33 protein-coding genes are annotated in these 26,543 nt (G+C 69.4%); 7 read left to right on the forward strand and 26 right to left on the reverse strand.

All coding sequences use genetic code 11. From position 1 onward, the window contains the following. Nucleotides 1-42 precede the first annotated feature (42 nt). The 15 genes from ACYVLT_RS11340 to ACYVLT_RS11410 form a co-directional block, all read right to left on the reverse strand. Nucleotides 43-1,197 (reverse strand): site-specific integrase, encoded by a 1,155-nt coding sequence (locus ACYVLT_RS11340; RefSeq protein ID WP_461120069.1) that lies wholly within the window; start codon nucleotides 1,195-1,197, stop codon nucleotides 43-45. After that, complete coding sequence (locus ACYVLT_RS11345) at nucleotides 1,197-1,376, reverse strand: helix-turn-helix transcriptional regulator (RefSeq protein ID WP_141978481.1); 180 nt, start codon at nucleotides 1,374-1,376, stop codon at nucleotides 1,197-1,199. Before ACYVLT_RS11345 ends, ACYVLT_RS11340 begins: the two co-directional genes overlap by 1 nt. A 14-nt stretch (nucleotides 1,377-1,390) precedes the next feature. Then, nucleotides 1,391-1,618, reverse strand: coding sequence for a hypothetical protein (locus ACYVLT_RS11350; RefSeq protein ID WP_461120070.1), 228 nt, complete (start codon nucleotides 1,616-1,618; stop codon nucleotides 1,391-1,393). Then, the gene (locus ACYVLT_RS11355; RefSeq protein WP_461120071.1) at nucleotides 1,615-2,955 is read right to left on the reverse strand and encodes a replication initiator; all 1,341 of its coding nucleotides are present in this window, start codon (nucleotides 2,953-2,955) and stop codon (nucleotides 1,615-1,617) included. The genes ACYVLT_RS11350 and ACYVLT_RS11355 overlap by 4 nt, the downstream gene beginning before the upstream one ends. A 96-nt stretch (nucleotides 2,956-3,051) precedes the next feature. Then, nucleotides 3,052-3,879, reverse strand: coding sequence for a hypothetical protein (locus tag ACYVLT_RS11360; RefSeq protein ID WP_461120072.1), 828 nt, complete (start codon nucleotides 3,877-3,879; stop codon nucleotides 3,052-3,054). Nucleotides 3,880-3,913: 34 nt separating this feature from the next. Further along, a complete protein-coding gene (locus ACYVLT_RS11365) occupies nucleotides 3,914-4,267 on the reverse strand; it encodes a hypothetical protein (protein WP_461120073.1) in 354 nt (117 codons plus the stop codon). A gap of 4 nt (nucleotides 4,268-4,271) precedes the next feature. Continuing rightward, entirely contained in the window at nucleotides 4,272-4,541 is a 270-nt protein-coding gene (locus tag ACYVLT_RS11370) for a hypothetical protein (protein ID WP_461120074.1), read from the reverse strand. Further along, nucleotides 4,538-4,813: a hypothetical protein gene (locus ACYVLT_RS11375; RefSeq protein WP_461120075.1), complete on the reverse strand. Its 276-nt coding sequence runs from the start codon at nucleotides 4,811-4,813 to the stop codon at nucleotides 4,538-4,540. Before ACYVLT_RS11375 ends, ACYVLT_RS11370 begins: the two co-directional genes overlap by 4 nt. Further along, the gene (locus ACYVLT_RS11380) at nucleotides 4,810-5,205 is read right to left on the reverse strand and encodes a hypothetical protein (RefSeq protein ID WP_461120076.1); all 396 of its coding nucleotides are present in this window, start codon (nucleotides 5,203-5,205) and stop codon (nucleotides 4,810-4,812) included. Before ACYVLT_RS11380 ends, ACYVLT_RS11375 begins: the two co-directional genes overlap by 4 nt. Then, nucleotides 5,205-5,561: a hypothetical protein gene (locus tag ACYVLT_RS11385; protein WP_461120077.1), complete on the reverse strand. Its 357-nt coding sequence runs from the start codon at nucleotides 5,559-5,561 to the stop codon at nucleotides 5,205-5,207. Before ACYVLT_RS11385 ends, ACYVLT_RS11380 begins: the two co-directional genes overlap by 1 nt. Next, entirely contained in the window at nucleotides 5,561-5,776 is a 216-nt protein-coding gene (locus ACYVLT_RS11390; protein WP_461120078.1) for a hypothetical protein, read from the reverse strand. Before ACYVLT_RS11390 ends, ACYVLT_RS11385 begins: the two co-directional genes overlap by 1 nt. Nucleotides 5,777-5,849: 73 nt before the next feature. Continuing rightward, nucleotides 5,850-7,220, reverse strand: coding sequence for an FtsK/SpoIIIE domain-containing protein (locus tag ACYVLT_RS11395; protein ID WP_461120079.1), 1,371 nt, complete (start codon nucleotides 7,218-7,220; stop codon nucleotides 5,850-5,852). A gap of 105 nt (nucleotides 7,221-7,325) precedes the next feature. Further along, entirely contained in the window at nucleotides 7,326-7,517 is a 192-nt protein-coding gene (locus ACYVLT_RS11400; protein ID WP_461120080.1) for a hypothetical protein, read from the reverse strand. A gap of 2 nt (nucleotides 7,518-7,519) precedes the next feature. Continuing rightward, on the reverse strand, nucleotides 7,520-7,783 hold the full coding sequence (locus ACYVLT_RS11405) for a hypothetical protein (protein WP_461120081.1): 264 nt from the start codon (nucleotides 7,781-7,783) through the stop codon (nucleotides 7,520-7,522). A gap of 48 nt (nucleotides 7,784-7,831) precedes the next feature. Continuing rightward, the gene (locus ACYVLT_RS11410) at nucleotides 7,832-8,041 is read right to left on the reverse strand and encodes a hypothetical protein (RefSeq protein WP_461120082.1); all 210 of its coding nucleotides are present in this window, start codon (nucleotides 8,039-8,041) and stop codon (nucleotides 7,832-7,834) included. Nucleotides 8,042-8,140: 99 nt separating this feature from the next. Between ACYVLT_RS11410 and ACYVLT_RS11415 the strand changes: the two genes are divergently transcribed. Next, on the forward strand, nucleotides 8,141-8,431 hold the full coding sequence (locus ACYVLT_RS11415) for a hypothetical protein (RefSeq protein WP_461120083.1): 291 nt from the start codon (nucleotides 8,141-8,143) through the stop codon (nucleotides 8,429-8,431). Between the two features lie 215 nt (nucleotides 8,432-8,646). On the opposite strand, the gene ACYVLT_RS11420 is transcribed toward ACYVLT_RS11415, so the two are convergent. Then, nucleotides 8,647-8,979: a hypothetical protein gene (locus tag ACYVLT_RS11420; protein ID WP_461120084.1), complete on the reverse strand. Its 333-nt coding sequence runs from the start codon at nucleotides 8,977-8,979 to the stop codon at nucleotides 8,647-8,649. Nucleotides 8,980-9,090: 111 nt separating this feature from the next. Here ACYVLT_RS11420 and ACYVLT_RS11425 point away from each other — a divergent pair, with 111 nt between their 5' ends. From ACYVLT_RS11425 to ACYVLT_RS11435, 3 genes are all read left to right on the forward strand, one after another. Next, nucleotides 9,091-9,441 (forward strand): GntR family transcriptional regulator, encoded by a 351-nt coding sequence (locus ACYVLT_RS11425; RefSeq protein ID WP_461120085.1) that lies wholly within the window; start codon nucleotides 9,091-9,093, stop codon nucleotides 9,439-9,441. Nucleotides 9,442-9,646: 205 nt separating this feature from the next. Then, nucleotides 9,647-10,864 (forward strand): helix-turn-helix domain-containing protein, encoded by a 1,218-nt coding sequence (locus tag ACYVLT_RS11430; RefSeq protein ID WP_461120086.1) that lies wholly within the window; start codon nucleotides 9,647-9,649, stop codon nucleotides 10,862-10,864. Nucleotides 10,865-10,882: 18 nt separating this feature from the next. Continuing rightward, nucleotides 10,883-11,356: an NUDIX domain-containing protein gene (locus ACYVLT_RS11435; RefSeq protein ID WP_461120087.1), complete on the forward strand. Its 474-nt coding sequence runs from the start codon at nucleotides 10,883-10,885 to the stop codon at nucleotides 11,354-11,356. Nucleotides 11,357-12,809: 1,453 nt separating this feature from the next. On the opposite strand, the gene ACYVLT_RS11440 is transcribed toward ACYVLT_RS11435, so the two are convergent. The 4 genes from ACYVLT_RS11440 to ACYVLT_RS11455 form a co-directional block, all read right to left on the reverse strand. Further along, entirely contained in the window at nucleotides 12,810-13,244 is a 435-nt protein-coding gene (locus ACYVLT_RS11440) for a hypothetical protein (RefSeq protein ID WP_461120088.1), read from the reverse strand. A gap of 37 nt (nucleotides 13,245-13,281) precedes the next feature. After that, nucleotides 13,282-14,391, reverse strand: coding sequence for a DUF6745 domain-containing protein (locus ACYVLT_RS11445; protein ID WP_461120089.1), 1,110 nt, complete (start codon nucleotides 14,389-14,391; stop codon nucleotides 13,282-13,284). A 75-nt stretch (nucleotides 14,392-14,466) separates the two neighbouring features. Beyond that, a complete protein-coding gene (locus ACYVLT_RS11450; RefSeq protein ID WP_461120090.1) occupies nucleotides 14,467-15,735 on the reverse strand; it encodes a hypothetical protein in 1,269 nt (422 codons plus the stop codon). 230 nt (nucleotides 15,736-15,965) lie between these two features. Continuing rightward, the gene (locus ACYVLT_RS11455; protein ID WP_461120091.1) at nucleotides 15,966-16,757 is read right to left on the reverse strand and encodes an SAM-dependent methyltransferase; all 792 of its coding nucleotides are present in this window, start codon (nucleotides 16,755-16,757) and stop codon (nucleotides 15,966-15,968) included. 191 nt (nucleotides 16,758-16,948) lie between these two features. Between ACYVLT_RS11455 and ACYVLT_RS11460 the strand changes: the two genes are divergently transcribed. Next, on the forward strand, nucleotides 16,949-17,578 hold the full coding sequence (locus ACYVLT_RS11460) for a hypothetical protein (protein ID WP_461120092.1): 630 nt from the start codon (nucleotides 16,949-16,951) through the stop codon (nucleotides 17,576-17,578). 21 nt (nucleotides 17,579-17,599) lie between these two features. Here the strand turns inward: ACYVLT_RS11460 and ACYVLT_RS11465 are convergent, their stop codons facing one another. Continuing rightward, entirely contained in the window at nucleotides 17,600-19,189 is a 1,590-nt protein-coding gene (locus ACYVLT_RS11465) for an amidohydrolase (protein WP_461120093.1), read from the reverse strand. A gap of 72 nt (nucleotides 19,190-19,261) precedes the next feature. Here ACYVLT_RS11465 and ACYVLT_RS11470 point away from each other — a divergent pair, with 72 nt between their 5' ends. Next, nucleotides 19,262-20,209 carry a methionyl-tRNA formyltransferase gene (locus ACYVLT_RS11470; RefSeq protein WP_461120094.1) on the forward strand — a complete coding sequence of 316 codons (948 nt, stop codon included), beginning with the start codon at nucleotides 19,262-19,264 and terminating at the stop codon, nucleotides 20,207-20,209. Here the strand turns inward: ACYVLT_RS11470 and ACYVLT_RS11475 are convergent. The 3 genes from ACYVLT_RS11475 to ACYVLT_RS11485 form a co-directional block, all read right to left on the reverse strand. After that, entirely contained in the window at nucleotides 20,193-21,122 is a 930-nt protein-coding gene (locus tag ACYVLT_RS11475; protein WP_461120095.1) for a hypothetical protein, read from the reverse strand. The two genes, ACYVLT_RS11470 and ACYVLT_RS11475, sit on opposite strands and share 17 nt — an antisense overlap. Before the next feature lie 68 nt (nucleotides 21,123-21,190). Beyond that, a complete protein-coding gene (locus tag ACYVLT_RS11480) occupies nucleotides 21,191-21,844 on the reverse strand; it encodes a response regulator (RefSeq protein WP_461120096.1) in 654 nt (217 codons plus the stop codon). Continuing rightward, nucleotides 21,841-22,884, reverse strand: a complete 1,044-nt coding sequence (locus ACYVLT_RS11485) for a sensor histidine kinase (RefSeq protein WP_461120097.1) — start codon at nucleotides 22,882-22,884, stop codon at nucleotides 21,841-21,843. The genes ACYVLT_RS11480 and ACYVLT_RS11485 overlap by 4 nt, the downstream gene beginning before the upstream one ends. A 71-nt stretch (nucleotides 22,885-22,955) precedes the next feature. Between ACYVLT_RS11485 and ACYVLT_RS11490 the strand changes: the two genes are divergently transcribed. Next, on the forward strand, nucleotides 22,956-23,618 hold the full coding sequence (locus ACYVLT_RS11490; RefSeq protein ID WP_461120098.1) for an HNH endonuclease family protein: 663 nt from the start codon (nucleotides 22,956-22,958) through the stop codon (nucleotides 23,616-23,618). A 104-nt stretch (nucleotides 23,619-23,722) separates the two neighbouring features. On the opposite strand, the gene ACYVLT_RS11495 is transcribed toward ACYVLT_RS11490, so the two are convergent. Together ACYVLT_RS11495 and ACYVLT_RS11500 are read right to left on the reverse strand one after the other, a co-directional pair. After that, on the reverse strand, nucleotides 23,723-25,243 hold the full coding sequence (locus ACYVLT_RS11495; protein ID WP_461120099.1) for a hypothetical protein: 1,521 nt from the start codon (nucleotides 25,241-25,243) through the stop codon (nucleotides 23,723-23,725). Nucleotides 25,244-25,733: 490 nt separating this feature from the next. Further along, on the reverse strand, nucleotides 25,734-26,525 hold the full coding sequence (locus ACYVLT_RS11500) for a hypothetical protein (RefSeq protein WP_461120100.1): 792 nt from the start codon (nucleotides 26,523-26,525) through the stop codon (nucleotides 25,734-25,736). Between the last annotated feature and the right edge of the window lie 18 nt (nucleotides 26,526-26,543).

Genomic DNA, 26,543 nt, shown 5'->3' on the forward strand with positions numbered 1-26,543 from the left:
CCGATCTACGGTCAAGATCGGCCCACACCAAACCCACATGATTCACTTCTCCGGTCCCAGACCTTCCAGCGCGTCCGCCGCTGCCCCGCCGACCGTCCGGCGGTTCATGTAGACGTCCTGGGTCATCCTCACCTGGGCATGACCGAGGTAGTCGGCGATCTCCCGAGCCGACAGACCCGCCTCATCGAGCCTGGTCGCCACCAGGTGCCGGAAGGCGTGCGGGTGAAGTCCCTCCCAGTCTGTTTCGGCCAGCACCCGGCGCAGGCTCTTGCGGGTGTTGTCCGGATCACGCAGCGAGCCACTGGCCGAGGCGAAGACCCACTCGGCGCACGCGTCCGCTTGCCGCTTGGCGAACACCTCGGCGGCCCACCTCGGAACCTTGATCGTTCGCATTCCCGCCGACGACTTGGTGTGCGCCTGGACGAACAGCCCGGCGCCGGGTTCCCGGATCACGGTTCCTTCGAGCTTGACCGTCCGCGCGTCCACGTCGACCCGCGTCGAGTCGAGCGCCAGCAGTTCGCCGATCCGCGCGCCGGTTGCGGCCAGCACGTCGACCAGGTCCACGAGATCCGCCCGTTCCGCCGCCGACGATCCCACGAGGAACGCGCGCAACCGCCGGTATTCGTCCCAGGTGATCTCGGTGAGCTTCTTGTGCGCTGTCCGTGGCTTCTTGCTGGTGCCGAGTGCGCCGATCTCACGTAGAGGGTTGGCGTCGAGTGCGCCGTACCGCACGGCCAGGCCCATGATGCCCGTGAGCACGACTTTGGCGTGTCGGGCACTACCGAGGCCTGCTTGGTCCCGAATCGCCCTCAACACCCGCTCAGCCGTCGCCACGGTCATCTCTCGCACCGTCAGCTCACGGACCGCCTCGATGACGTCGCGGTCCCAACTCTCGCGGTAGGTCCGCTTGGTCCGCAGCGCCTTTCCCGACTCGTCCAGCTCCCGCAGCCACATGTCCGCGACCGCGGTAATCCTCGTTCGGTCGGTGACCTCCTCCCCCACCACCGCACGAGCCCGATCACGCAACGCGGCCCGCAGGTTGTTCTTGGCGTTGGTCTCGCTCGTGCCGACACGCTCGACCGGCCGAAGCACACCGTCGTAGTCGCGGTAGTTCGTGATCGCGCGAAACTTCCCGTTGGCCAGCGAATAGCACCTGATCTCGCCATGCGTGCCGACCGGTAGTCGAGGACGGGCCATCAGGCGATCCCATCCGGGAGTGAGTCGACCCAGGCTTTGACCTGGTCGGGGACGAAGCGCACGTACTTGCCGATGCGCTTGCCGGGAGGTCCGTAGTTGCGAGTGCGCCACTGGTAGAGGGTGTTGACCGGGACTCCCAGGAAGTCGGCCACCTCCTTCATCCCCCAGAGCTTGCTCATGGCGTCCTCCTTCCTCAGTCGTCGGGTGTGATGTCGTGGAGCCGATCGCGCATGGTTGACACGGCCTGGTAGAGGTTGTTCGTCGTCTCGATCAGGCGGGCTGACTCGGTGGTGAGGCCGTCCCGGTTGACCGCGCCGACCATCACGGAGGCGGTCTCCAGTGCGGTCGCGGCGTCGTTGATGTGGCCGAGCGCTTGGGTGTAGTCGTCCACCAGCGCGGCGAGTGCTTGTCTGCTGATCATGCTGCTACCTCCTGTTCGTACCGTTGTTTGCGCTGCTCACGGGTGCGTTCGGCGATGGCCAGGGCGAGTTCGCGTTCGGCGTCGTCGGTGTAGCCGGTGCCGGTGTAGGTCCAGTCGTTGACCAGCAGGACCGTGCCGGGGTCGTGGCCGAGCTGGTCGAGCATTTCGGCGGTGCGGAACGCGCGGCGTTCGGCGCGGATGGCCTTGAAGGTGGTCGAGTAGGCGCGGGACTTGCTCAGGAAGTGGCCCCGGAAGGCGAGCATGTGTGCCCAGCGCCGCAGGTTGAGCTTCGAGTACTGCTCCAGGTCGCCGAGATCCCAAGCGGTCTGGATGATCCGGCGGTGGTGGGTGTGCACCCGCAGGTGGTCGATGTCGAGTTGGGAGCGGATGGGGCGGTCGGCCGCTTCGCTCTTGCCGGTGCCCTTGGTGGCGTACTTGGCGACGTAGCCGGCCAGGCGGGTCTCGCTTATCTCGCCGTTCTCTTCGACCTCGTGGGCGCTGGTCGGGCGGATGCGGCGGACGTCGACCTGGGAGCCCCACCGAAGCGTGGTCGTGGTGCCGTCTGGCAGCGCCTGGTCCAGGGCGACGGCGCGGGCGGCGCCGGTGATGGCCGCTTCCAGCAGCTCCGCCGTGACCCACGGCGGGGTGGGGTCGGCGGGTCCGTCCGGACCGTCCAGGCGCACGACCGCGTGGAAGTGGACCAGGCCGCGCCGCTGGTACTCGGCGACCTTGGCGTACGACAGCCGCGCGTGGTCCTTGAACTCCCGCACCGGCAGCCCCGCGGCTTTCATCAGCTCGCGGCGCAGGGTCTGGGCGAAGCGGTGCCACAGCTCTCCGGCGTTGGCCTGCCACAGCACCGACCCGACGTAGTCGTACGTGGCCGGGTCGAGCGGGGTGCCGATGGCGGGATCGTCGGGGTGGTGCCAGGTGCCGCACGCGCACGGCAGGGCCTTACCGCGGCTTGTGGTGCGCCGGTTGTGCACCGGCCCGAACGACGGGGCGGTCAGCGTGGCGAACACCCGGGGCTTCTCGGTGACCGAGGTCGGGACGCCCTTGGAGCCGCCCGCCAGGCCCGCGTGCATCAGGTGATAGGCGTCGGCGGCGTACCGGTCGGAGCAGGACGGGCAGACCGACTCGCGGCGGTTGCCGCAGGGGATGAACACATCTCCGCCGTGCCAGTCCAGCAGCGCCCCGGAGGCCTGGTCCTGGACCTGCCAGCCACCCGTCATCCGGATCGGTTGGGCACAGCCGCCGATGCCGGTGACCCTGTCGCGCCAATCCCGGTAGTCGGCCCGCCGTAACCGGTGGGCGATGCGGTCCTCCAGCGTGGAGACCACGCGGCACCTCCTTTCGAGCAGCACGAGGAGCGGGGCACGGCCGGGGGAAGTGGCCGTGCCCCGCTCGTGAGGGCAGGGAGGGGTTCCTGCCGTGGATTAGGTGAAGGCGTGCCCGTTGCGGGCGTGAACCTCGGCGACGATGCGGTCGGCGAGATCGGCCGGGACGCGCACCGCCTGGCGGACGTCGTCGGCGGTCAACGGACGGCCCTCGGCGGTGACCTGGTCGACCTTGGCCCTGACCGCGTCGCGGATCGGGTCGGGCAGCTTGAGCCGGGTACCGGTGGCCAGGGCCGCCTGTACCGGCCGGGCCGCAGCGGGTGCCGGAGCCGGTGGGGTGGTGGCGGCGGCGCGGTAGGCGTCGGTGATGGCCTGGTTCATGCGTTGCTGGATCACCGGCATGACCTCGGCGACGCCGAACACCACCACCGGCACCATCACGTGGATGGCCAGGTTGCCGACCTCGAACCGCTCACCCGGGCGCACCGCGATCGTGGGGTAGACGTTCATGAACAGCGTCGAGCCCAGCAGGATCCGCTTGAGCCAGTCCACCCACTTGCTGTCCACCGGCACACCCCGGTGCAGCACCTCAGACTCGAACACCAACAGCATGATCAGGATGCCCGCCAACATCGGTTCGGCCAGCCACGCCGCCCACCACAACGGGTCGGAGACCGGCCGGTGACCGGCAAGGAAGTCCTGAACCCCGGCGGTGGTGAAGCCGAGGCCCAGGGCGAGGAAGAACCACATACCGCGCGTGATCAACCGGCGTTGCGACTCAATCCGCACCGCCACCATGTCCGGGTTGTCCACCAGGCCACGCAGTCGCGCCGACTCGGCGACCTTGCGCCGGAGGCCCACGACCCGCCTGGTGACCCCCGCCTGAACATCGATCTCATCGGGACCGTTGGCCTGCAACGGTTTCACCTCCTAACGTTGGTTGTCCGGTCACTGTTCGCCGTCACCACCACCAGTCAGCAGACGGAGCCTGGCGGTTCTCCCAGATCAGTCGGTCGAACAGGTCGTGTGCGGGCCAGGACAGCCCTAGCCCGAAGCCGAGCACCGATTCACCGCCCTCGGTCGGGAGTTGCTGGCCACCCACCGGCATCAAGTACTCGCGGCCAACCAGGACCGACAACACCTCAGCCTCGCGCGAGGTCAACGCAACCGCGTTCTCATCCTCGTCAGGGTCGTAGAACCACCCCGTGTCACGTGAGCCGGAGACGAACAGGTGGTCCAGTCGTGCGGCGTCCAGCAGCAGGAAGACCGTGTGCGCCTCCTCTTCGGAGGGCCACGGCGGGTTGAGATCGGTCACGAATTCACCCCTCGTCTTCGCTGGTCTCGGCCGCCAACTCGGCATAGGTGGCGGTCAATCGGGTGTAGTAGTCGGCTTCGGCGGAGTGCAGCCGCGCCAACTCACCAGTCAGCTCAGCCACCCGTTCGTAGTCCGCACGCGTGGCAAGCCCGTCCGCCCGGTGGTTGTTCAGCGCGTGGAGCGCCTCGACGTAGTCGTCGTGCATACCGGGGATGCGGTCTTGCGCGTCGAAGTGCGCATTCATGCCCTCGACCGTGGAGAACGCCCGCTTCACCGGCTCCGCCCTTCGCGGTGCTCGTGGGACAGTCGGCGGTAGTGGTCCGCTTCCCAGGCCAACTCCACGTGGATCTTGTGGGCGAGTTCGGCCGCCTCCACCGCCTTGGCGTCGGACAGCACGCCGTTGTCGTCGGCGTGGCGGCGCACCAGGTCGTCGTACTCGGCCGCCCACCCGACGACCAGCCGCAGACCCGGCGACTCCGCCAACAGCGCGGCCGCGGTACGGGCGGGTCGCTTGAGGTCGAAGGTGAACCGGTCGGCGCGGCTCACCGGGTACCCGCCAAGCGTGACCACCGAATGCGGATCTTGTGCCCGGCGTTGGTGAGCTTGACCAGGTAGACGTTCCGTCGAATCGCGCCGTGTAGTTGAGTGGTGAACTCGCCCTGTGCGGCGAATCGTTGACCGATCAGCGACTCGACCACTTCGGCGATGTCGTCGGCGGCGTGGCGACAGTGCCCGTCACCGTCCAGCGTGACCATCCGCCCGGACGGATCGATCTGTCCGATCAGGCCGTCGTGAATCCGGTCCAGGATCGTGACCAGCAGATCCGGGGTGCCGCCGTAGCCGGACGGACTACCTCGCTCGACCTGCGTGACGGGTGTGGGAGGGTCGGCGATGCCGGCGAACAGGTCGATCTGGCCATGGTCGACTCGGCGTGTCATCACAACCCCCGCGCCGACAACGCCTCGAACAGCAACGTGCCCAGCTCCGGCGACGGAACCAGTTCCGACAGGTGCACGACCTTGTCGTCGTCCTCGTCGGTGCGGGTGAACATCGTCCGGCCCAGCTCGACAACCCCGCAGGTCAGCAGGTGTCGCATCACCTCATCGTCCTCCAGGTCCACCCGGACGCCGAAGCCGCTGGGCTCCACCCGGAACCCGATCGAACGCGAGGCGGACCAACACCAGAACCCCACCCGCACCTCACGGAACAGCCGCATGAGATCGACCGCCTCCACCTGCACGAACAGGCGGTCGACTTGCGCGCTCTCGTCCGTCGACAAGCTCCGGCGGCCCATCACAGCCGCCCGCGCCGGTGGTCGATCTCGCGCCGGACGAAGTCGCGCAGGATGTAGAACACCGCCACCACACCGGCCAGGGCCAGCACGAGGGTCCACACGAAGAACGCGCCCGTCCCGTCGACCTGGTAGACCACGAACAGCACCCCGGCCGCGACGGCGAGGAACAGCGCGAACCGCCACGCCGCCCACAGCCGGATACCCAGGTTCCACATGGTTGTTCCTCCACTTCGGATTGAACGATGTGCTTGCGCGGCAACGACAACGGCCGCAGAACGTGCGAAAGGGTCAGGCGACCGCGTGCAGGCGCGGACGGCCCGAGGTGACGAACGCGACCAAGTCACGGATGTCCTGGTCGGACTGGTAGGAGGCCCGCACACGCAGCGGGTTGCGGGAGCCCTGCTCCACCACGAACCCGATACCAGCGTGCGCCGAGTCCAGCGGGATCTCGTCGGCCAACGCACCGCGCAGCCGCATGCCGTCGCCCAGCACCATGTCCACCTGGCTCTGCGACGTCACCGACAAGCACACCCGCGCGGTGAACAGCTCCCGGACCGGAACGGTGTCCTTGGTCGGTTCCTGCACGTAGCCGCACACGCCGAACCCCGCCGCCCGACCCTGCGTCATGATCTCCGACAGCAGCTTGAGCACACCCCGCACCTCCGAGGCCGGGCCATAGCTGGTCATCATCCCCAGCTCGTCGATCTGCAACAGCCGCAACGGCGTCTCCACCGACGGGGTGAACTTCCGCATGCCCTGCTCCCGCAGCACCGCCTGCCGTGCCTTCAACTCGTCACGGAACGACTCGACCACTCCCACCGCGTCGTCCCACTCGATCGCCCGACGGTGGAACAACGGAGCACCGATCTCGGTCTCCATCCCCTCCTTCAGGTCGATCACGTCCGGCAACACCACGCCGTCCCGCAGCAACGGAGCCATCCCGCGCAACGGCGACCACAACAGCGAGCCCTTACCCGACCCAGTCGCCCCCGCGACGAACATGTGCTGGCCAAGGAACGACTGCGTCCAGGCCGTGCCATACTCGGTGTCGCCCAGCTCGATCGCGCCGAGATCGACCTCGTCGGCGGAGTGCGGCAGGTCGATAGCCGGAATCGGGTCCGAGCCGAACGGGTTCTCCCGCTCGATCACCAGACCGATGACCTGAGGCTTGATCTTCACCACCGCCACCCGCTGCGCCACCAGAGCGTGCGCCAGGGCGTCGGCGCGCTCCTCGAACATCGACGGGGTCTGCCCGCGGTTGAGCCGCACGTGGATCGTGTCAATCGACGGCGACACCGACCGCACCCGCAGGATGCGCGGCACCACCATCGCGTCAGTACGCCGGTTGACCGTGACCAGGTCGCAGTCCAACAGGACATCCGCCCACCGGCGACCCACGTAGGTCAGCCAGCGACGACGCAACGCCCGCGACCACGGCGCGGCCACACGGTCGAACGACGCCGGATGACCCCGACACCAACCCGCCACCCCGACCAACGCGCCACCGACGATCCCGCCCGTGGTCGGCAACCCCCACTCCACAGCACTCCTGGTCACCGCCGTGGCCAGACCGGCCGGAACCGTCACCATGCCGGGATGCCGGACACCCCACGTCATCGCGCGGAACTCCAACCCCGCACTACGCGTCGGTTTCGGCATGACAGTCACCCCATTTCCGATGATTGATCGTGGAAGCCAGGAACCCGACCAGCCGTGACGGCGTGATCGGGCCCCTGGCAAGAAAAGTGCCGCCGAATCGGCGAACTAGTCGTCCTTCAGGTACGGCTTCACATCCGCCATCGCGACCGCCAGATCGGCGACGGCCCGCGTGACCGCCTTGTGCCGACCGGCGAACCGGAACCGCGCGAACGGCATCCCCTCCACCGCCTCCCGGAGCTGGTTCATGGCCTGATCGACCGCGTCGACCGCCTGGTTCGCGCCGTAACGAGCAGCCATCGTCAGACCCTCCAGTTCCGCGCGACCAGGTCGGCCTCGTACTTCTTCGCGTCCTTGGTGAACTCCTCGATCTCCCGAACCGCCTTGTCGCACAACGACTTCAGCTCGTCCGCCGACGGCACCGCCCACGCGTCCGCCGGGATCTCCGCTTCCTCGGCCTTCTCGATGAACCCCCGCACGTGCTCGTCCACCGTCTCCTGCAACAACACGATCGCGGCCCGGAACGACGCGTAGTTCTCCTGCGCCGCCTTGTTCACGACATCCACCACACCACCTCATTTCCGTAAGGCATGCGAAAAATCATCGAATCGGTTCTACGTGGCGGAAGGGTTTTCCGAGGAAATCTGCGTGGCCTCCTTCGCCAACTCCTCGAACTCTTCCCACGTCAACACCACCGACAGCGACTCGGCGGTGATGTGCATGTTGATCGTCAACCGCACCCCCTCGTCTAACGGGAAGAACGAAACGATCGAGCAGTCGCTACCCGCGTAGTAGTACGGAGTAGTCGTGACCTCATCTCCCACTGCAGATCTCTCCTTGCTTGTCGATGGTCGTCATCGTCCGCAAACGCGCACCCGTACGGCGGATGCCGTACACCTCCTGCGACCGGGAAGATCTTGGACATGGAGCCACCTCTGCCCAATGCGAAGTTCGTCATCGTCAACGCCGACATCGAAGGACCGCGCTGGCGCGAGCAGAAAGAAGCGGTGAAAGCGACCGGGGCAGCCTACGACGAGCCGCACAGGCAATGGACCCTGTGGTTCAACCTCGGCGATCCGCCGATCGACAGGATCAACGCTCTGTTTACCTTGGCCCGTGAATACGGCACCATCGTGCGCCTGGTCATCGACTCACCATCGGGTCAGGCCGATATCCCACCGGCTAACCCGTACGGGACGCACGGCGAGTGCTAGGAGCCCATTGCAAGCCCTGGCACCGCCGAACATCCCGGCGAATAATCGCCAGGAAGTGCCGGATTTTGGCATGGATCTATCCACTGTGGAATTCTCAAGGAACAAACGGATACCCCCGCTTGACGGCAATACGGCCTACCCCGACAAAGCGGAGCGGTTCACGTGGCCACAGGAGCCCGATTCTCGAAACGGGTGAAACAAGCGGGTGATGCGAATCAGCCGAGCGGCTTCAAGCCCACTGCGCGCCAAGCCAGACCGGACACGGTCTCACCCTTGCCGTTCTTGAAGCTGTACGGCGACACCGTCGCGCCCACCAGCTCCACCAGCGCACCCTCCTCGAAGCCCTCGCCAGGTTCCGTCGACAAGGTCACGCGGATCTCCTCACCCTTCTGCCCCTTGGACTTCGCGAACACCGACACGACGTACTGCGACACACCGTCCCGGTCCGTCACGATCTCCGACGTGCCGTCCACCTCGCGCGTCTTGAGCGCGGGCTCCTCCGTCACCATCAGCCGCCAACCGCTCAGCACCACCGGAATGTCTCGCATGACTACCTCCAACGTCGATGACTCATTCTAATATAGCTCAAGCTGTGTCATCGTCTGATGGTCCGATCGGGTGATCTATGTCAGGGTGGCTCAGCCTCCTACACTTGAAGGATGAGCGAGACCGTGGGCTTGGCCGCGTACCAACGGGTGGTCGAAAAGATCAAGGCGGAGATAAGGGCCGGTGAGCTTCCGGTCGGCCGCCAGTTGCCCGGCCACCGCGCTCTCGCTGATCAACACGGCGTCGCACTCGGCACCCTCCAGAAGGCCCTGAAGGTCTTGCAGGACGAAGGCGTGCTCGTGTCCCGGCCCACCGTCGGTGTCTTCGTCAAGACCGTGCCGCGCGAAGATGAGCCGTCAGTAGACCTGGCCGCGATCATGCGTCAGCTTGACCAGCTCCAGGCAAAGGTGGACGAGGTATCCGACCGCCTTCGTTCCCTGGAGGAAGCCTCGGAGCGTCCGTAATGCCCGCGATGCGCTCGACGGTCGAGAGCCTGCGGTCGATGCCGTCGACCTCCTCCTCCAAGCGCTGCAGCCTCAGGAGGACCGCAGCCAGTTCGTTCGGTGTGGCGTCCATGTCATCAACTGTCATCCTGTGGAGCCGGAGGAACCCGGAAAAACCTTCCGGGGTAGCCGCGGGAGGGTCCGGGAGGCTTGCCCCATGCGAGGCATGACGGAGTCCCTAACCATCGGCGAACGTGTGGCGTGGTACCGACGTAGGCGCGGCATGTCGCAAGAGGTACTGGCCGGACTGGTCGGCCGCACCGCCGACTGGCTGCAGAAGGCGGAGAACAACCGTCTGGAACTAGACCGCCTGTCCGTCATCAAGGCCCTTGCCAAGGCCCTGGATGTTCCGCTCAGCGATCTTCTCGGTGAGCCAACGTTGCTGGACTGGACGAGCGAGTCCGGCACTCAAACCATGCCAGCGCTGCGAGCCGCGTTGATGGACTACAGCCAACTCTCGCCGCTGCTCGCCCCTAGGCAGCCTCGCGAAGTTGTCCTCAGCGCAGACGACCTACAGCGCCAAGTCGGCGAGATCTTCACTGCGTACCAAGCGTCCCGATTCGGGTACGTCACGGCTCGTCTTCCCCAACTACTCCGGAACGCCATTGCAGCGAGCCGTACCCATGATGGGGCTGACCTTCAGCGAGTGCGTGGGCAACTCGCCCTTTGCTATCAAGCCGCCGCGTCTGTGCTCACCAAGCTTGGCGAGGCAGACCTTGCGTGGGTAGCCGCAGAACGAGGGCTCCGTGAAGCCGAGGCAGCAGACGACCTGCTTGTTCTCGGATCGTTGCTTCGGTCCGTCGCACATGGCCTGCTGGCGACTGGCCAGTTTGCGCCAGCAGTGAGCCTGGTGGAGCGCGCTTCCGATGTACTCCGCCCAGAGCTTCAATCTGCGGGTGGCCCGCTCCTCTCGGTCTACGGCTCGCTGTTCTTGGCCGGTGCGATGGCAGCCTCCCGCAACGGAGACCGCGCAACAACGAGCGCCTTCCTCGGCGAGGCTCAGCAAGCCGCCGACCGCCAGGGCGCCGATGCAAACCACCTCTGGACCGCGTTCGGCCCCACGAATGTCGCCATCCACCGCGTCAACACCGCTATGGAGTTCGGCGACGTCCAGGTCGCGCTGGACCTTGGGCCAGCCCTCGACACGTCCGGACTCCCAGCGGAGCGACAAGTTCGTCACGCGCTCGATCTCGCACGCGCGTACAACCAGCGGAACCGGGTGGACGACGCCCTTGCCGTGGTCCTGAACGCGGAGCAGATCGCGCCCGAGCAGGTACGGCACCACTTCGTCAGCCGCCAGCTCGTCCTCATGTGGATGCGGACTCAGCGCACAGCACCGAACTCGTTGCTTACGGGGCTCGTCAACCGGATGAAGTTGGGCTGATCGCGTAGGGTCTGCTACGTGGGCAACCCAGCAGACAAGTTCGCTACGCCTCGCATGGCCGCTGGCGCTCTTTTTGTCGACGGCGATCGCATCCTCTTGGTGCGCAAGACCTACGGCGAGCGTTGGGATCTCCCTGGCGGGTACGTCGACAGCGGTGAGTCGCCTGCCGCAGCGTGCAAGCGTGAGATCGCCGAGGAGCTCGGTCTTGACTGTCAGGTGGTCAGGCCGTTGGTGATCGACTGGGCACCGCGCGACTCCGAGGGTGACAAAGTCCTGTGGATCTTCGACTGTGGCCCGTTGGGTGAGGACTCTCAACGCATCCGTCTTGATCCGGCCGAGCTTGATGACTGGGCATGGGTGCCGATCGAGGCCGTTGCGGATCGCACGATTCCGCGGCTTGCCCGGCGCATCCGTCACGCCTTCGAGGCCCACAGGTCCGGCCAGACCGCTTACCTCGAACATGGCGAGCCGCCAGCCCTAGCGGCACCCTAGTCCGGTCGCTCGATCTGCCCGTGGACCGCATCGCGGTGCTCGTGTTCAGAGTTTCTTTTCTTCTTCAAGGCGGCCCCTGCCGGGGCCGCTCGCGCCGCTCCGCTTAGGCCGCTCGGCAAGGGCCAGGGGCCCGGCTCCGCCACCCTGGCCCGCCAGCGGCCGAAGACGCGACCGGCCCCGGCAGACGCAGCAAGAGCGAAGCATGTCCTCGCCGGACGGGCAGGTCTCCTGGATGGTCGGGAGCTGTAGAACGTTGCGTTCCAGCGTGGGTCGGGTTTTGCGCCATCCCGTCGACCTCCACGAGGGCTATCACGCCCGTCGAGGGCCTGCGAGCTTGGCACCATCCGACTCAGCTACGTGGCATGCCGCAGGCCCTCGACGGGCGTGATAGGGCTACGCCAGGTCGACGGGATGGCGCAAAGCCCTTACGTGCGGATGCCCCAGCCAAGTGATGCTCGGTCTGAGGTACGGCATGATCGGTTGCCAGGGTCTCTGGTTAACTGGTCAAGCGTGTGACAAGCTGGTCAGGTGTCGCTTGAGGTCGCAGACAAACTTGCCTCTATAGCCTCGGCATTCTTCGGGGCGATTGGGCTGCCGTGCACGCTCATAGCTCTCGCTCTTCAGTGGAAAAGTCGAATCCGAGGCGAGCGGAGTCCTCGAAAAAAGAAGGATGGCGACCTAGAAAAACCTCGTTTATACATCCCTAAACGCAGCGAATGGGTGCCTGGGTCGAAAAACCTTCCAACAGGAAAGAGGCGAAAGAAGTCGGGTGGTTTCTATACCGATCCTCAAGGTCGCGTTAGGCCGATAGGGCGCCGACGTTCGAATTCCCTATTTTTGTTGAGAATCGGCCTGTTCTTGTTGGCGTTGTCTCTAGTCGGCGCTGTTGTCGGCGCGATCCTATAGCTAGGATGTTCGTCGAAACGTAAACGATCCACGCCACGCTTTTGCCTCGCAAAACGACGGCAGGCGACCACGAAGCACGATCCACCATGGTCATTCGCGGACGCGAAGCGCACTGTTCGCGGCGGGTGCTGGCAGGTGTCGATAAACGACAGGAGAGGCGACCAACAATCCGTCAGGTTATGAGCAGGGCCAAGATCGTCTCCATGCCTTACCCCTGCGAAACGACGGCAGATGACCGTTGGGGACGGTCAGCAACGCTGGACCGGCGTGGGGCATCCGCCCAGGTGAGGACCGGTATCCATCGATCACGACGCACGATGACAACCATCTCGCCCTAATCCCGAGGTCGCAGGTTCGAATCCTGCCGGGGGCGCTGGATGGACATGCCCCTGACCTGCGCGACAGGTCAGGGGTGGCAAGCGGTGACGACGATTCGCACGCTTGTGGAGCCCTCAGGTGGAGCCCGGGCGGTTCGGCCAAGAGGTCTGGGCGTCTTGCTCCGCGCGGTGGGCGAGGACGTCGGACATGTGTGTCGTGTGGCCCGGGGTCAGTCGGCGACCAGGAGGTTGCGCCGGGTGCCGGTGCCGCGTTCCTGTTGCCGGCGGACCAGCCAGCGGCCCGGGGCCAGGGCGTTGGCGCCGTGTTCCGGGTGCACCAGGTAGGCCGTCGCGGTGTTGGTGACGAGTGCGATGCCCAGGTTGAAGGGGTCGCGGACGTCCGGGGTCCAGTGGCAGGTGCCCAGGTCCGCCACGAGGGTGTGGGGGTTGTTGCCCGCGACGCCGCGGACGAGTTCCACGCCGCCCGCGGGCACCGGGCGCCAGTCGGCCCAGTGGTGGGGGTGGACGGTGTTGAGCATGTCCAGCGGGATGACCAGCAGGTCGCCTTGGGCTTGCAGGCCGTCGACCACGGGGATGGTGGTCTGGCGTTCCAGGTGGTCCAGGACGTCCAGGTCGGTTCGGGTCAGCAGTTCCGCCAAGTTCATGTGATCACCTGTGTGCGTCGGTGAAGCTTCGGAAGTGTCAGGTGCGGCGCTGGAGTCGGGCGTACTGGACACCGGTGAGCCCGTACGACCAACCGGCGGCGTCGACCGGGTCGTCGAACCACGGCGGCACGCGCAGGCCGTAACGGCGACGTGTGCCGTCGCGCTCGACCGAGCCGTTGACCGCGAGCAGCAGGCGGGCCCGCGGGTCGGGGTGGCGGAACGGCAGGTCGTACAGCCGCAGTTCGCCGCCGGGGTTGCCGGGGTCGGGCGCCCGCGCGAGCAGGGTCAGGCCCGCCTGGTCGATGAACGCCTCCCAGCCGATGCGTTCGACGGCGCACCGACGCACCTCGACGTTGCGCTCCGCCACGATCAGCTCCGCGGTCGGTCCGTCGATCACCCACCGCGGCACGCGGGTGCCGTGCCACGAGTGCACCGCCCAACCGTCCGGGAACGTGACGGCGGGGCCGGTTTCGTTGTGCAGGCGCAGTTCTCCGCGTTCGGAGCCGGGCACCGGTTCGGTGACGACGGCGGTGGGCCGTTCGGTGATCACGCACACGTCCTGGCGCGGCCACCACCAACCGCAGGAACGGGCGATCGTCGCCCACAGGGCGAGTTGTTCGGCATCACGGGCGTGGTAGCGCGCGAGGCCGAGGCGGTGGTGGACGTCGTGGTGGGCCACCCAATCCGCGTCGTGCTGGCCGTACCACATGACGCCCAGCGGTGCGGCCAGCTGCGACCGCACGGCGCCCGCGACGCCCTCCCGCACCACACGGCGGAGCACCTCACGCACGGCGGTGTGCAGGACCTCCGATCGGCAGCGGCGGTCCAGTCGTTGCCGCAGCTCCATGACCATGGTCGCCAACCGGCTTTCCAGTGGCCAAGGGGCCTCGAACGCGGGCCTGCGCGCCGACGGCGGCAGCACGCGCACGGCGGCGGCCGGGGAGTCCACCCAGACGAACGTCGGCGGCGGCTCGTCGAGCAGGGCGTAGAGGGCGGTGATCGCGTGCTCGGCGGCGGGGCGGTCGGCGGGTTCGGCGCGCAGCGCGTGCGACGACCACTCGGCACGGAGTTCGACGGCTTGCCACCGGACGTCCGGATCCGGAGCGGTGGCGGGAGGGCGGCGGAGTCGCCGCCGGCGGACGCTCATCGCGTCAGGGCGTGCACGCCCTTTCGTTCGATCATGCCGACGATGATCGCAGCCGCCGCCAAGGGTGGCAAGGGACTACACCGGACGGGCCGAGCGGCAGCTCTCGGCCGGACAGCCCCAGGTGGCACCGGTCGAGCCCACGGTCACCAGGGCGGCGTGGGCCAGGAACCGGTCGCGCTTCGCGCGTTCGTCCAAGCCCGCGCAGTCGCACGGCACGTCGGGCTCGACCGGCTCGTCGTGCGCCAACCCCATGTAGCCCAGCGGAACGCCGAGGCCGGTCGCGATGTCGGTGAGGGTGTCGTAGGACTCGACCTTGGCGCCGGACAGCACCCGGTCGACGTCGTGGTCCGGTTGGCCGGTCAACGAGGCGATCCGGTCACGCGGCACGCCGTGGTGCGTCAAGAGCCGGTAGACGGCGGTGATGTCGCGCAACGCCAACGCGGCACGCATCTCGGGCTGCTCCCACACGTCCGGCAGGTCGGGCCGCACCGGCGCGGACCGGACCGCGTGCTCGGCCACGGCCGGTCCGGGCGCGGTCGCGGCGACCCACTCGACCCACGCCCGCTCCGGTTCCACCGGCCTGGCCGCGGCACCCGGCGCCGCGGCGGACAGCGCCAGGCCCCGCACGGCGTTGCCGAACCGGTGCGGGACGGCCGCCGACGCGGGGATGCCGCACCGGGAACCGGCCAGGATCGCGGCGACCGACCCGCTGGGCGGACCACCGCGCCAGTACAGCTCCAGCACGTCGCCGACGACGATCCCGTCCAGCCACGCGGCGCCGCGCCACAACGGCAACCGCCGCAGCACGCCGCTCATCAGGGCGGCCGGCAGCACCGGCCGCGGCGCGGACTCGCGCGGGTCGAGGTCGTCGCTCAGCGCCAGGTCGACCGGCAGACCGGTGGCGACGGCCCGCCGCCAGCGCTCCCGCGTCACGCCGAGCAGGCGCACCTCCCCGTCCGCCGAACGCAGGTCGAGGTGGTCACGCCGGGGCCGCACGCGCAGACCCGGCACGCCGCGGACCCGATCACCCACGACCACCGGCAGCACCTCGGCCAGCAGGTGGTCCAGCGCCGTGTCGTGGATCCGCAGGCCCAGCACCTCCTCGTCCGGCCGCACCCGGCTCACCAGCGACGTCGGCCGCAGCACGTGACCACGCCTGCGCATGCCCGCCATCGTGCGGTTCGCCGCCTGGAGGACCGCCGCCTCGAACCGGCGTTGCCCCGGCGTGCGGGCACCGGGCACGAGCGAGTCGGGATCCGACCCACCGCAGTGCCTGCGCACCATGTTCGGTGTCTCACCGGTGCACCAGTAGCGCTTCACCAGGTGCTGGGACCCTGTCGACACGAGGAACCTCCGTGGACGCCACCCGGTCGACGCCACCGGGTTCGCCACACGCCGAACCCCGGGAAAACGGCGGACATGCGGGGCACGTCGTCGCAACGCGCGCTCTGGAGGCACCCACTCCATCCGGGTCAGGAGGAGCCTCGGTGGCAGCCGCACCTGCCAGGTCACGAAACTACAACATCGCCGTTGGCCGACGGGGCTCGATCACTCGAAGGTGCGAACCGCGCGGATCAGGGTTTGCGGCCGACGGCGGCGAGGCCCGAGAACCGCTCCGGGTGCGCGTCCACGTCCTCCGACGACGCGGGCCGCCACAGCGACAGGTGCGCCACACCCGGCTCCACCAGCTCGTAGCCCTCGAACAACGCCTCGACCTCGGCCTTGGACCGCATCGTCATGGGGGTCGTGGTGCGCCGCCGGTACAGGTCGGTGTGCTCGTCGGCCAGGTCTTCCTGACCCTCGCGGGTGGCGTGGGAGACGACCAGGTAGCTGCCGGACGGCACGGCGTCGCGGTAGGCGGCGATGATCTCCGCGGGGTCGTCCCGGACGAAGTGCAGCACCGCGACCATCATCACCGCGATCGGCCGGTCGAAGTCGAGCAGGCCGGTGACCTCGGGGGAGCGGAGCACGTCCGCCGGGCGCCGGAGGTCCTCCTGGACGACGGCGGTCTGCTGGTCGTCGCCGAGGATCGTGCGGCTGTACGTCACCGCGATCGGGTCGTTGTCGACGTAGACCACGCGCGACCGGGGGTCGGCCTCGCGGGCCACCTCGTGCACGTTGCCGACGGTGGGGATGCCGGAGCCGAGGTCGAGGAACTGGGTCACGCCCTGCCGCACGCAGAACTGCACGGCCCGGCGCAGGAACGCGCGGTTGGCCTGCATGATCAACGGCAGGTCCGGCCACATCGAGATCGCCTGCTCGGCCATCTCCCGGTCGACGGCGAAGTTGTGCGCGCCACCGAGGTAGTAGTCGTACACCCGGGCGACGCTCGGCCGGGTCAGGTCGATGTCCGGTCTTTCGTCCACGCTGGCTCCTTCCGCGGGGGCTCGCAGCTTAGGCGCTGCCCGCGCGCGGCCCGCACGACCGGTGCGGCGCCGACCGCGAGACTGGGCCGATCGCGTTACGACCTGCGAATACGCCGTTCGCAGCCCGCGAATTGTCGGACCCCGCCGGTAGAATCGAACACGAGTTCGATCGCGCGCGAGGGGAGCTTGTCGTGGAGCCGATCAGCGTCACCGCCCTGTCCTTCACCGAGTACGTCATGAGCGGCCAGCGTGGCCGGATCAGCATCGTGTCCGAGCAGCGGCGCATCTACCTGTCGTCGGAGCACTGGGTGGCGGGGTTCTACAACCCGATGCGGGACGCGATGCGGCGGGCGGCGAACTCGCCCGACCCGGCCGCGGAGCTGGACAAGGCGGTGGAGGCGGCGCACCGGCAGCCGCGGGCCGGGCAGCCGCGCGCGTTCGAGGAGCTGCGCGAGGGGTTCCTGCCGTGGTTGCGGGCGACCAGGGCAACCGGCGTGCCGACGGCGGCGGCCCGGTGGCAGGCCGGTGACCTGGCGCTGCGGGTCCGGCCGCAGCTGGGGTTGCGGCTGCCGGACGGGTCGCGGGCGGCGGTGCTGGTGTACGTGAAGGAGACGCCGATGACGCAGGAGGCGGCGAACATCGGGCTGCGCATCCTGCAACAGACCGTTCCACAGACCCTGCCGGGTGCGATTCCGCTGGTCCTGGACGCACGGCGGGGGCGGGCGTTCCGGCTGTCGCGGCGGACGAACCTGGCCAAGCTGGACGCGTTGATCGCGGCCGAGGCCGCCGGGTACGTCGTGCACTGGCGGATGAGCGCCTGAGCCCGGGTCGGCCGGGCGGGTTCAGTCGGCGGTGAACCCGGCCGGGTCGTGGGCGAAGTCGCCTCCCACCACGGTGGCCGCCACCCCGATGTCGCCGATCCGGGACACGTCGCAGGTCAGCGGATCGGTGTCGAGGACGGCGAAATCGGCCAGCTTGCCCGGCGCGATGGTGCCCAGCACGTCCTCGCGCCGGCACGCGTAGGCCGCGCCGGTGGTGTAGGCGGCGATCGCCTCCCGCACCGTGACCGCCTCGTCCGGACCGACGGACCGCCCGGCCCGCGACCGCCGCTCGACCATGAACTGGATGGCGCGCAACGGTCTGCCGTCGGCCACCGGGCGGTCCGAGCTGCCCGCCACCACGATCCCCCGATCGAGGAAGGCCTTGCCGCGGTACATCCACGGCGCGCGCTCGGGCCCCATGATCTCCGCGTAGTCGTCGCCGTAGGCCCACAGGAAGGTCGGCTGGATCACCGGGATTACGTTCAGCTCGGCGATCCGGTCCAGCTGCTCGGGCCGCACCAACCCGCAGTGCTCGATCCGGTGCCGGGCGCCCGGCCGCGGCACGGCGTCCTGGGCGTCGGCCAACGCGTCCAGCGCGAAGTCGACCGCGCGGTCGCCGATCGCGTGCACGGCGAGCTGCCACCCGGCGGCGTGCCCGTCCACGATCGCCGCGCGCATCAGCTCCGGGTCGTCCTGCAGCTGGCCGGCGGTCTCCATCCCCTCGTACGGCCAGGTCAACGCGGCCGTGCGGGCCATCATCCCGCCGTCGGTCCACAGCTTGAGCGGCCCGATGGACAACCGGTCGTCGCCCAGGCCGGTGCGCAGCCCCAGCGGCACGGCACGGCGGATGCCGTCGGCGGCGTGGGCGGTCACGGGTTCGAGGCGGTCCGCGGACACCATCAGCTGCACCCGGATCGGCAGCGAGGCGCGCTGGTAGGCCTCGACCTCCACCGGGCTGCTGCCGAGCAGACCGCCGCCGACCCCGGCCTCGGCCGCCAGCACCACGCCCTCCCGCAGGCACTGCCGGGCGCCGGCCTCGACGTCCGCCGCGATGTCGTCCAACGAGTACGGCAGCCGCAGCGCCCGTACCGCCGTCTGCGCGCCCTCGGCGAGGAACCCGGTCGGCGTGCCGGTCGCGTCACGCTGGGCGTCGCGCAACACCGCGGCGGGCAGCACCGCGAGCACGTCGCCGCTCACGACGCACGCGTGCCCCGACAGGTCCTGCACGTAGATCCGCGACCCGATCAGGTCCAGGTCGCGCGAGGTCAACGGCCGGTCGAGCGCGCGGTGGTCGTAACCGGCCACCTCGACCCACCCGGACGAACGACGGGCGCCGCGCAGCACGTCCAGGACCTGGTCGACCGTGCGGCACGACGAGATGTCCGTCGTCCGCGCCGCACGTCCGGCCCACGCCAGGTGGTTGTGCGCGTCGACGAACCCCGGCAGCACCACCGCACCGTCCAGGTCGACCACGCGGCGCGCGGGCAGGTCGGCCACATCGTCGTCCAGACCCACGACCCGACCGGCCCAGACACCGATCACCGACGCCACCGGCCGGTCCGGGTCCATGGTCACGACCCGGCCGCCCACCACCTTGAGATCGAGGATCACCCGCAAAGGCTAGCCCACGATACTTAGGTTAGGGTTGGATAACTTAGGCCAGCCTATCCAGGAGGAGCCCCCATGCGGGTCGTCATGTTCGGCTACCAGACCTGGGGTCACCGCACGCTCCAGGCGCTGCTGGACTCCGAGCACGAGGTGGTGCTGGTCGTCACGCACCCCAAGAGCGACCACGCCTACGAGCGCATCTGGAGCGACTCGGTCGCGGACCTGGCCGCCGAGCACGGCGTCGAGACGATCATCCGCAACCGCCCGGACGACGACGAGTTGTTCCAGCGCCTCAAGGAGGTCGAGCCGGACGTCATCGTCGCCACCAACTGGCGCACGTGGATCCCGCCGCACGTGTTCAACCTCCCCAAGCACGGCACGCTGAACGTGCACGACTCGCTGCTCCCCGCCTACGCGGGCTTCTCGCCGCTGATCTGGGCCCTGATCAACGACGAGAAGGAGGTCGGCGTCACCGCGCACATGATGGACGACACGCTGGACGCCGGCGACATCGTGCTCCAGCGCGCCGTCCCGGTCGGCCCGCGCGACACCACGGCCGACCTGTTCCACAAGACCCTCGCCCTGTTCGGGCCGATCACCGTGGACGGCCTGGCCGAGATCGCCAAGGGCCGCACGGACTTCACCAAGCAGGACCGCTCGAAGGCCAGCTTCTTCCACAAGCGCGCGGAGGAGGACCTGCGCATCGACTGGACGTGGGAGGCCGACGAGCTGGACCGGCTGGTCCGCGCCCAGTGCCCGCCGTACCCGAGCGCGTTCGCCTTCCACCGGGGCAAGCGGCTGGAGATCGTCGAGGCCGAGGTGTCCCGGGAGTGCTACGGCGGCACGCCCGGCCGGATCTTCTACCGCGAGGGCGACGGTGTCGCGATCGTCGCGGGCGCCCTGGCGCGCCGCGGCCGCAACCACGCCTTGCTGGTCAAGCGGGTGCGCACGGAGGACGGCCGCGAGTGGGGTGCGACGGAGTACTTCACGCACATGGGCGGCTACCTCACGAGCCGTCCCTGAGCGAAGCCTGGCGTACCACGAACAGGTATGCCCACGTCAGCACGACGAGCACGGCGTGGGCGATGAGCGGCCCGGCGGACTTCTCCACCAGGATCCACCCCAACCACGTGTAGGTGACCAGGGCGCCGGCCGCCACCGCGTACCGGTGGGCGGCGCCCCACGCCTCACCCCGGCCCCACCACGACAGGACCGCGGCGGCCACGACCGTCAACGCGACCTTCAAGCCGAACCCGGTCCAGTCCTCCGGCACCGCGACGAACACCGACGACACCACGAAGGCGCCGAAGCCCAGGTAGCCCGGCCGCGGCACCCGCCGTGCCACGGCGGCGCGCGGCCGGATCAGGAACGCGATCACGACCAGCACCAGCACCACGAGGGCGGCGCCGATGCGTTGACCGGGCGTGGCCATGAACCCCTCCTGCTCGAGCAGGATCCAGAACACCGCCGCCGAACCGGCCGCGAACACCAGCGCGAGCACGGTCAACCCGGTGCGGCCGAGCCACGGCGTGGTGCGCCGTCGGAACGCGAACGACTCGACCAGCGCGATCGGCACGCCGATGCTCCACACCGCGTGCCCGACGACGAACGAGTAGCCGTTCAACGCGCTGATCCCCAGGGCCGGCACCGGCGTCACGGCCTGGAACTGCCACTCCTCGAACGACGGGTTGAACAGCGACTGGTCCAGCAACCCGGCCTCCAGCACGCCGTAGGCCAGCCCGAGCACCAGCATCGTCGGCCAGCCCCGACCGGTGCGCCGGGCGAGCTCGCGGATCAGCAGCGCTCCCCCGCCGTACATGGGCGCCAGCACCACCAGCGCGCCGATCTCGGACAGCGGGACGTTGCCGAGCACGAATTCGCCCACCAACGGCGCCAACAGGAACAGCATCAGCGCGGCGCGCAGATCACGGGACATGCCCCGGAACGCTAGGAGCGCGCGCTCGTCGTCACATCAGGCGTGAGAACGGTGTCCGGTCTCCTCCTTCAGGTGGAGCGCGGCCGGACCAGCCCCACCTCGTACGCCAGCACCACGGCCTGGACGCGGTCGCGCAGGCCCAGTTTGCGCAGCACCGCGGACACGTGCGTCTTGACCGTCGCCTCGGTGAGCACGAGGTGCCGGGCGATCTCGGCGTTGGACAGCGCCGACGACACCAGCCGCAGCACCTCCACCTCGCGGCCGGTCAAGGCGTCCAACGCGCGGGGTGACGGCGCGGGCAGCGCGTCCACGAACCGGTCAAGCAGGCGGCGGGTCACCGACGGCGCGAGCAGCGCGTCACCCCGCGCGACGACCCGCACCGCCTCCACCAGCTCGACCGGCCGCACGTCCTTGAGCAGGAACCCGCTCGCGCCCGCGCGCAGCGCCGCGTACACCGAGTCGTCCACGTCGTAGGTGGTCAGCACCAGGACGCGGGCCGGGCTGCCCGACGTGACGATGCGGCGGGTCGCCTCCAGGCCGTCCACGCCCGGCATCCGCACGTCCATCAGCACGACGTCCGGGTCGAGCGCCGCGGTCAACGCCACGGCCTGCGCGCCGTCCGCCGCCTCGCCGACCACGTCCAGGTCGTCGCGCGACTCCAGGATCATCCGGAAACCGCCGCGCACCAACGCCTGGTCGTCGGCGATGAGCACGCGGATCACGTGGTCACCGCCAGCGGCAGGCGGGCGTGCACGCGGAAACCGCCCTCGGGCAGCGGGCCCGCGTCGACCGTGCCGCCGAGCAGCGCGGCCCGTTCGCGCATCCCCGTGATGCCCCGGCCGAATCCCGCCACGCCACCGCGACCGTCGTCGCGGACCTCCAGGTCCAGCACACCGGAATCGTTGCGCACCAACACTTCCGCGCGGCCGGCGCGCGCGTGCCGGAGCGTGTTCGTCAACGCCTCCTGCACGATCCGGTACGCCGACAGGTCCACGCCCGCGGGCAGCGCCACGGGCTCGTGGCGCACGTCGACGCGCAAACCCGCGGCCCGCAGGGGTTCCACCAGCTCCGCCAGCCGGTCCAGTCCCGGGCGTTGCTCCGGTCGCACGGCGCCGAGGAGTTTGCGCAACTCCTCCAGCGTCGCCCGGCCGGTCGCCTCGATCGAGCGCAACGCCTCCTTGGCCCGGTCGGGCCGTCGGTCGAACACGTCGTCCGCCGCCGCGGCCTGCACCACGATCACCGAGACGCCGTGCGCGATGACGTCGTGGAGTTCCCGGGCGATGCGGGCCTGCTCCTCGCCCACCGCGCGTTGCGCCGCTTGGGCCACCGCGACCCGCCGGTTGCGCACCGCCTCGCCCAACGCCCACACCACCACCGCGACCGCCATCACGAACTGCGTGTCGTCGGCGGTCGTGGTGCGGAAGTTCAACGAGATCAGGCCGAGCAGCAAACCCAAGGCGGGCAAGGAGAACCACGGCGGTCGTGCGGCGGCCAGGGAGCCGAGGGCGACGAGCGCGGCGAGGGGGAACACCGTCATCGGCGCGACGAGCTGCACCACCAGGCAGCCGGCCAGCGCGATTCCCATGACGCGCACGGGATCGCGGCGTCGCCACCACAGCGCGACGCCCGACACCAACGCCGCCAGGGCGGCGGGCACCGCGACGGCGGGCGGGAAGGTGGAGGTCGCCAGGACCGCGAACGCGACGAGCACACCGATCGCGGCCGGCACGAACACGTCGAACGACTGTCGAATGCGGCGCACGTCGGAGGATTATTCCGGAGGATTTCGGCCCCGGTGTTCCGATCGGGGCGATCATCGCTGATCATGGGGGCATGAGCGGCAAGCGGTCGGCCACGGTTGTCAGCGGTGTCGCGGTGATCTTGATGATCATCGCCGGGTGCGCGGCGGACGTGCTCACGCCGGACACTCCGTCCACCGCCGTGGTGCCGACCGGCCCGGCCTCGCCCGGTGACGACCCGGCGGCGCAGCTGGCCGCGTTGACCGTGGCGCCCGAGGGGAAGATGGCGGGCTACAGCCGCGACCGGTTCCCGCACTGGAGCAGCCAGGGCGACGGGTGCGACACGCGTGAGGTGGTGTTGCAGCGGCAGGGCGCGGACGTGCAGACCGGTGACGGCTGCAAGGTGACTGCGGGCACGTGGACGAGCGCGTACGACGGCGTGGTCGTGACCGAGGCGCGTGACCTCGACATCGACCACACCGTGGCGCTGGCGGAGGCGTGGCGGTCGGGTGCGGACAAGTGGACCGACGAGCAGCGGGAGAAGTTCGCCAACGACCTCGGCGGGTTGCAGCTGATCGCGGTGACGGCGAACAGCAACCGGTCCAAGGGCGACCAGGACGCGGCCAAGTGGAAGCCGCCGGTGCAGACGTACTGGTGCACGTACGCGCGGGCCGTGATCTCGGTGAAGACGCTGTACTCGCTGACCGTGGACGAGCCGGAACGCGACGCGCTGGGTGCGATGCTCAAGACGTGCTGAAGGGGAGAGCTGGTGTCCGGCAAAGATGATCATCGTTCCTGATCACCGATGTGGGCACCACCACGCGAGGTGGGCTGCGCGGCCCGCCTCGCGCGGTCACCTGGTCAGGCGCGCCTCCTCCGGGTGCTCGTGATCAGGCCGAAGCCCGCGAGCAGCGTGAGCAGGCCGCCCAGCGCGAGCCACGCCACGTCCACCCCCGTCGCCGCGAGCGGGGGCTGTTGACCCGGCCCGGCGCCCGGCGGTGCGGGCGAGGGCGGATCCCCGGGCCGTGGCGCGGGATCGGGGTCGGGCTGGTCCGGTCCCGTGGTGACGTAGACGAAGCCGACCTCTTGGAGCGCAACGGCCACGACGTGCATATCCTGGAACTGCCGGCCGCCGAGCGACAGGTACGGTCCGACGAGGCCGAAGTCGTGCACGCCCGCCGGCACGTCGCGGAACTCGAAGTGGCCCTGGGCATCGGTGATCGCGCGTGCGACGACCGCGCCGGTGACCTGGTCCTTCAGGTACACCTTCACGTTCGGCACCGGCGCGCCGGGCCGGGGGCTGAAGGTCGGCGGGCGGGCGGAGAATCCCACTTGGCCGACGACCCTGTCCGCCCGGGCGCCGGGCACCCTCGCGATCGCGCGAGCGAAGACGTACCCGTTGGAGTGAGGCGGAGCGCCGAAGGTGCAGTTGACGACCAGCGCGCCCCTCACCACGGCCGCCGCGTCGATCGTGACCGGCGCGCTGGTGGCCCACGTGGAGTTCGCGGGCACGGTGACGCCGACGCCCACCAGGTCACCGAAGTCGGGCATCGGCCCGCCGGACGAGTCGCACGCTGCAGTGAGCCCGGGGATCGGTGCCGATCCGCTGTTGGTCAGGACCAGTGACATGCGGGCGGTGTCACCCACCCGGTAGCCCGGCTGGTCGAACCGCGCTGCGGCGGTGAGCACCCGGTCCACCAGGTGCGCGCCGCGTACCACCACGTCCGGGTCGTCCACGCCGTCCACCTGGACCGGTGGCGCATGGAACGACCAGCCGAGGTCGTGGAACGTCGTCCGGTACTCGCCGCGCGGCAGGTCGTGGAAGGTGAAGCGGCCGGCCGAGTCGGTCGCCGCGGAGTACGAGGTGTGCGGCACGCCTCCGGTCGCGCTGAGGTGGAGGTCGACCAAGGCCTCGCCCGGGTCCATCACCGCGTTGCCGTTGCGGTCGCCGTAGACGACTCCGGTGTAGTCGCCGCGCTGGACCTTGATCGGCACGGTGACCGTGGCCGTGTTGTCGGCCGGATTCGCGTCCGGCTGGTCGGACCGGGCCGTCACGCCGAGGATGACCGGGGTGTCCATCGTCCTGGTCCGCGAGCGGAGGGTGCCTTCCACCGTCTGCCCGGGTTCGATCCGCACGCCTTGGTAGGAGGGGAAGCCGTCCCAGTCGGCGTGGTCGAGGTTCGTCGTCGAGTCGAGGTGCACCTCGGTGGCGGCGACGGATCCGGTGTTGGTCACGCGGGCAAGCGCGGTGACGAGTTCGTCGACGAAGAACTCGGTCTTGTCGAAGGTGACGGAGATCGCCAGGTCGACCGTACCCGCTACCGGTTCGGCGACGGGCGGTTCGGCGACGGCCGGTTCGGTTGCCACGGGCTCGGTTGCCACGGGCTCGGTGACGGTGGGGTCAGTCGGGTCGGTGGCGGCCGGGTCGGTGGTGGAGGTGGGCGGCGCTCCGGTGTCGGCGAACGCGGGTCCGGTCGAGGCCCCCGCGCAGACGACGATCGCAAGCAGTAGCGCGCCGGTGGATCTTCGTAATCGAGACATCCAGTGATTCCCTTCTGCACATCCCCCCTCTACGTATCGCCGGAGCGCCGCGCTATTCGACAAGCCGTCTTCATCCTCGGCGTGCTGGAGTCGGGCGGTGAGTACAACGCCGTCCACATCGCCGACCAGGAGTTCCCCGAACTCGTCGCGGGCAACGCGCGGTTCGGCGACCTTGTCCACGCACTGCGGGTCGTCGGACGGTTTGACCGCGTCGACCCCTGCGACGACTTCGCCCGCGTCTGGCGTTCCTCGCCGGTCAACACCACCACGGCCACCGGCCGACCCCTACGAGCCACCCGGCGACCCATCAACGAACGTCAGACGCAGAACACTAGGGGCGCAGGTTTTCCAGCTGGTCGACGATGTCGGTGAAGGCCTCGGCCCGGCGGACCCAGGCGGCGAAGCCGGAGGAGGCCGACGGGATCTCGCCCAGCGGTGAGATCGGGTCCGTGACGCCGTACTCCAGGCGGTAGGCGACCAGGGCCACGGCCGCCTCGACCCAGCGGGACGGGTCGGGGCTGGTGATCTCGCCCAGGCCGACGCGGAACCACAGCGGCAGGCGGGTGTCGGCAGCCAGGGCGCGGTCGAGCCTGCGGCGGGCGATGTCCAGGACCTCCTGGCGCGCCTTGTCCCCCGCCACCACGGCCTCCGCGCGCCACGGCTCCTCGGCGGCCAGCTGGTCGGCGCCCAGCCGCTGCGCGGCGGCCATCGCGCCCGCCTCCTGGGCGTTGACCCGCCAGTCCAGGTTCTGCACCTCGTGCTGCAACGCGTCCCGCTCGAAGCGCGGCATCCGGCCCGTCGAGAGCTTGGCCAGCCCCGCGTCCCGCTGCTGCTTGAGCGACTCGTACTCGGCCACGTCGGCCTGCAACTCCGCGCGGACCGAGTCGGCCAGCAGCTCCTGCTCCGCGTCCCACGCGGCGCGCAGCGCCCGGACGGTCTCGACGATGCCCTCGACCGAGTCGAGGTCCTCGTCCGGACCCGACCCGGCGCCGGACAGCCGGCGTTCCAACACCAGCAGGCGGGCGCTCACCCGACCGAGTTCGGCCGTCAGCGCCTGCGTCGTGGCGACGAGATCAGCAACGGTCGGCTCGACGTCGTCGAGCCGCTCCTTCTCAGTGGGCACGCGACCAGCCAACCGCAC

The sequence above is a fragment of the Saccharothrix stipae genome (assembly GCF_054781895.1).

Coding starts and splice junctions, on each gene's coding strand:
- ACYVLT_RS11340 (WP_461120069.1), bottom strand. CDS start 1,197: ATGGCCCGTCCTCGACTACCGGTCGGCACGCATGGCGAGATCAGGTGC.
- ACYVLT_RS11345 (WP_141978481.1), bottom strand. CDS start 1,376: ATGAGCAAGCTCTGGGGGATGAAGGAGGTGGCCGACTTCCTGGGAGTC.
- ACYVLT_RS11350 (WP_461120070.1), bottom strand. CDS start 1,618: ATGATCAGCAGACAAGCACTCGCCGCGCTGGTGGACGACTACACCCAA.
- ACYVLT_RS11380 (WP_461120076.1), bottom strand. CDS start 5,205: ATGACACGCCGAGTCGACCATGGCCAGATCGACCTGTTCGCCGGCATC.
- ACYVLT_RS11385 (WP_461120077.1), bottom strand. CDS start 5,561: ATGGGCCGCCGGAGCTTGTCGACGGACGAGAGCGCGCAAGTCGACCGC.
- ACYVLT_RS11390 (WP_461120078.1), bottom strand. CDS start 5,776: ATGTGGAACCTGGGTATCCGGCTGTGGGCGGCGTGGCGGTTCGCGCTG.
- ACYVLT_RS11395 (WP_461120079.1), bottom strand. CDS start 7,220: ATGCCGAAACCGACGCGTAGTGCGGGGTTGGAGTTCCGCGCGATGACG.
- ACYVLT_RS11400 (WP_461120080.1), bottom strand. CDS start 7,517: ATGGCTGCTCGTTACGGCGCGAACCAGGCGGTCGACGCGGTCGATCAG.
- ACYVLT_RS11415 (WP_461120083.1), top strand. CDS start 8,141: ATGGAGCCACCTCTGCCCAATGCGAAGTTCGTCATCGTCAACGCCGAC.
- ACYVLT_RS11420 (WP_461120084.1), bottom strand. CDS start 8,979: ATGCGAGACATTCCGGTGGTGCTGAGCGGTTGGCGGCTGATGGTGACG.
- ACYVLT_RS11425 (WP_461120085.1), top strand. CDS start 9,091: ATGAGCGAGACCGTGGGCTTGGCCGCGTACCAACGGGTGGTCGAAAAG.
- ACYVLT_RS11430 (WP_461120086.1), top strand. CDS start 9,647: ATGACGGAGTCCCTAACCATCGGCGAACGTGTGGCGTGGTACCGACGT.
- ACYVLT_RS11440 (WP_461120088.1), bottom strand. CDS start 13,244: ATGAACTTGGCGGAACTGCTGACCCGAACCGACCTGGACGTCCTGGAC.
- ACYVLT_RS11445 (WP_461120089.1), bottom strand. CDS start 14,391: ATGAGCGTCCGCCGGCGGCGACTCCGCCGCCCTCCCGCCACCGCTCCG.
- ACYVLT_RS11470 (WP_461120094.1), top strand. CDS start 19,262: ATGCGGGTCGTCATGTTCGGCTACCAGACCTGGGGTCACCGCACGCTC.
- ACYVLT_RS11475 (WP_461120095.1), bottom strand. CDS start 21,122: ATGTCCCGTGATCTGCGCGCCGCGCTGATGCTGTTCCTGTTGGCGCCG.
- ACYVLT_RS11490 (WP_461120098.1), top strand. CDS start 22,956: ATGAGCGGCAAGCGGTCGGCCACGGTTGTCAGCGGTGTCGCGGTGATC.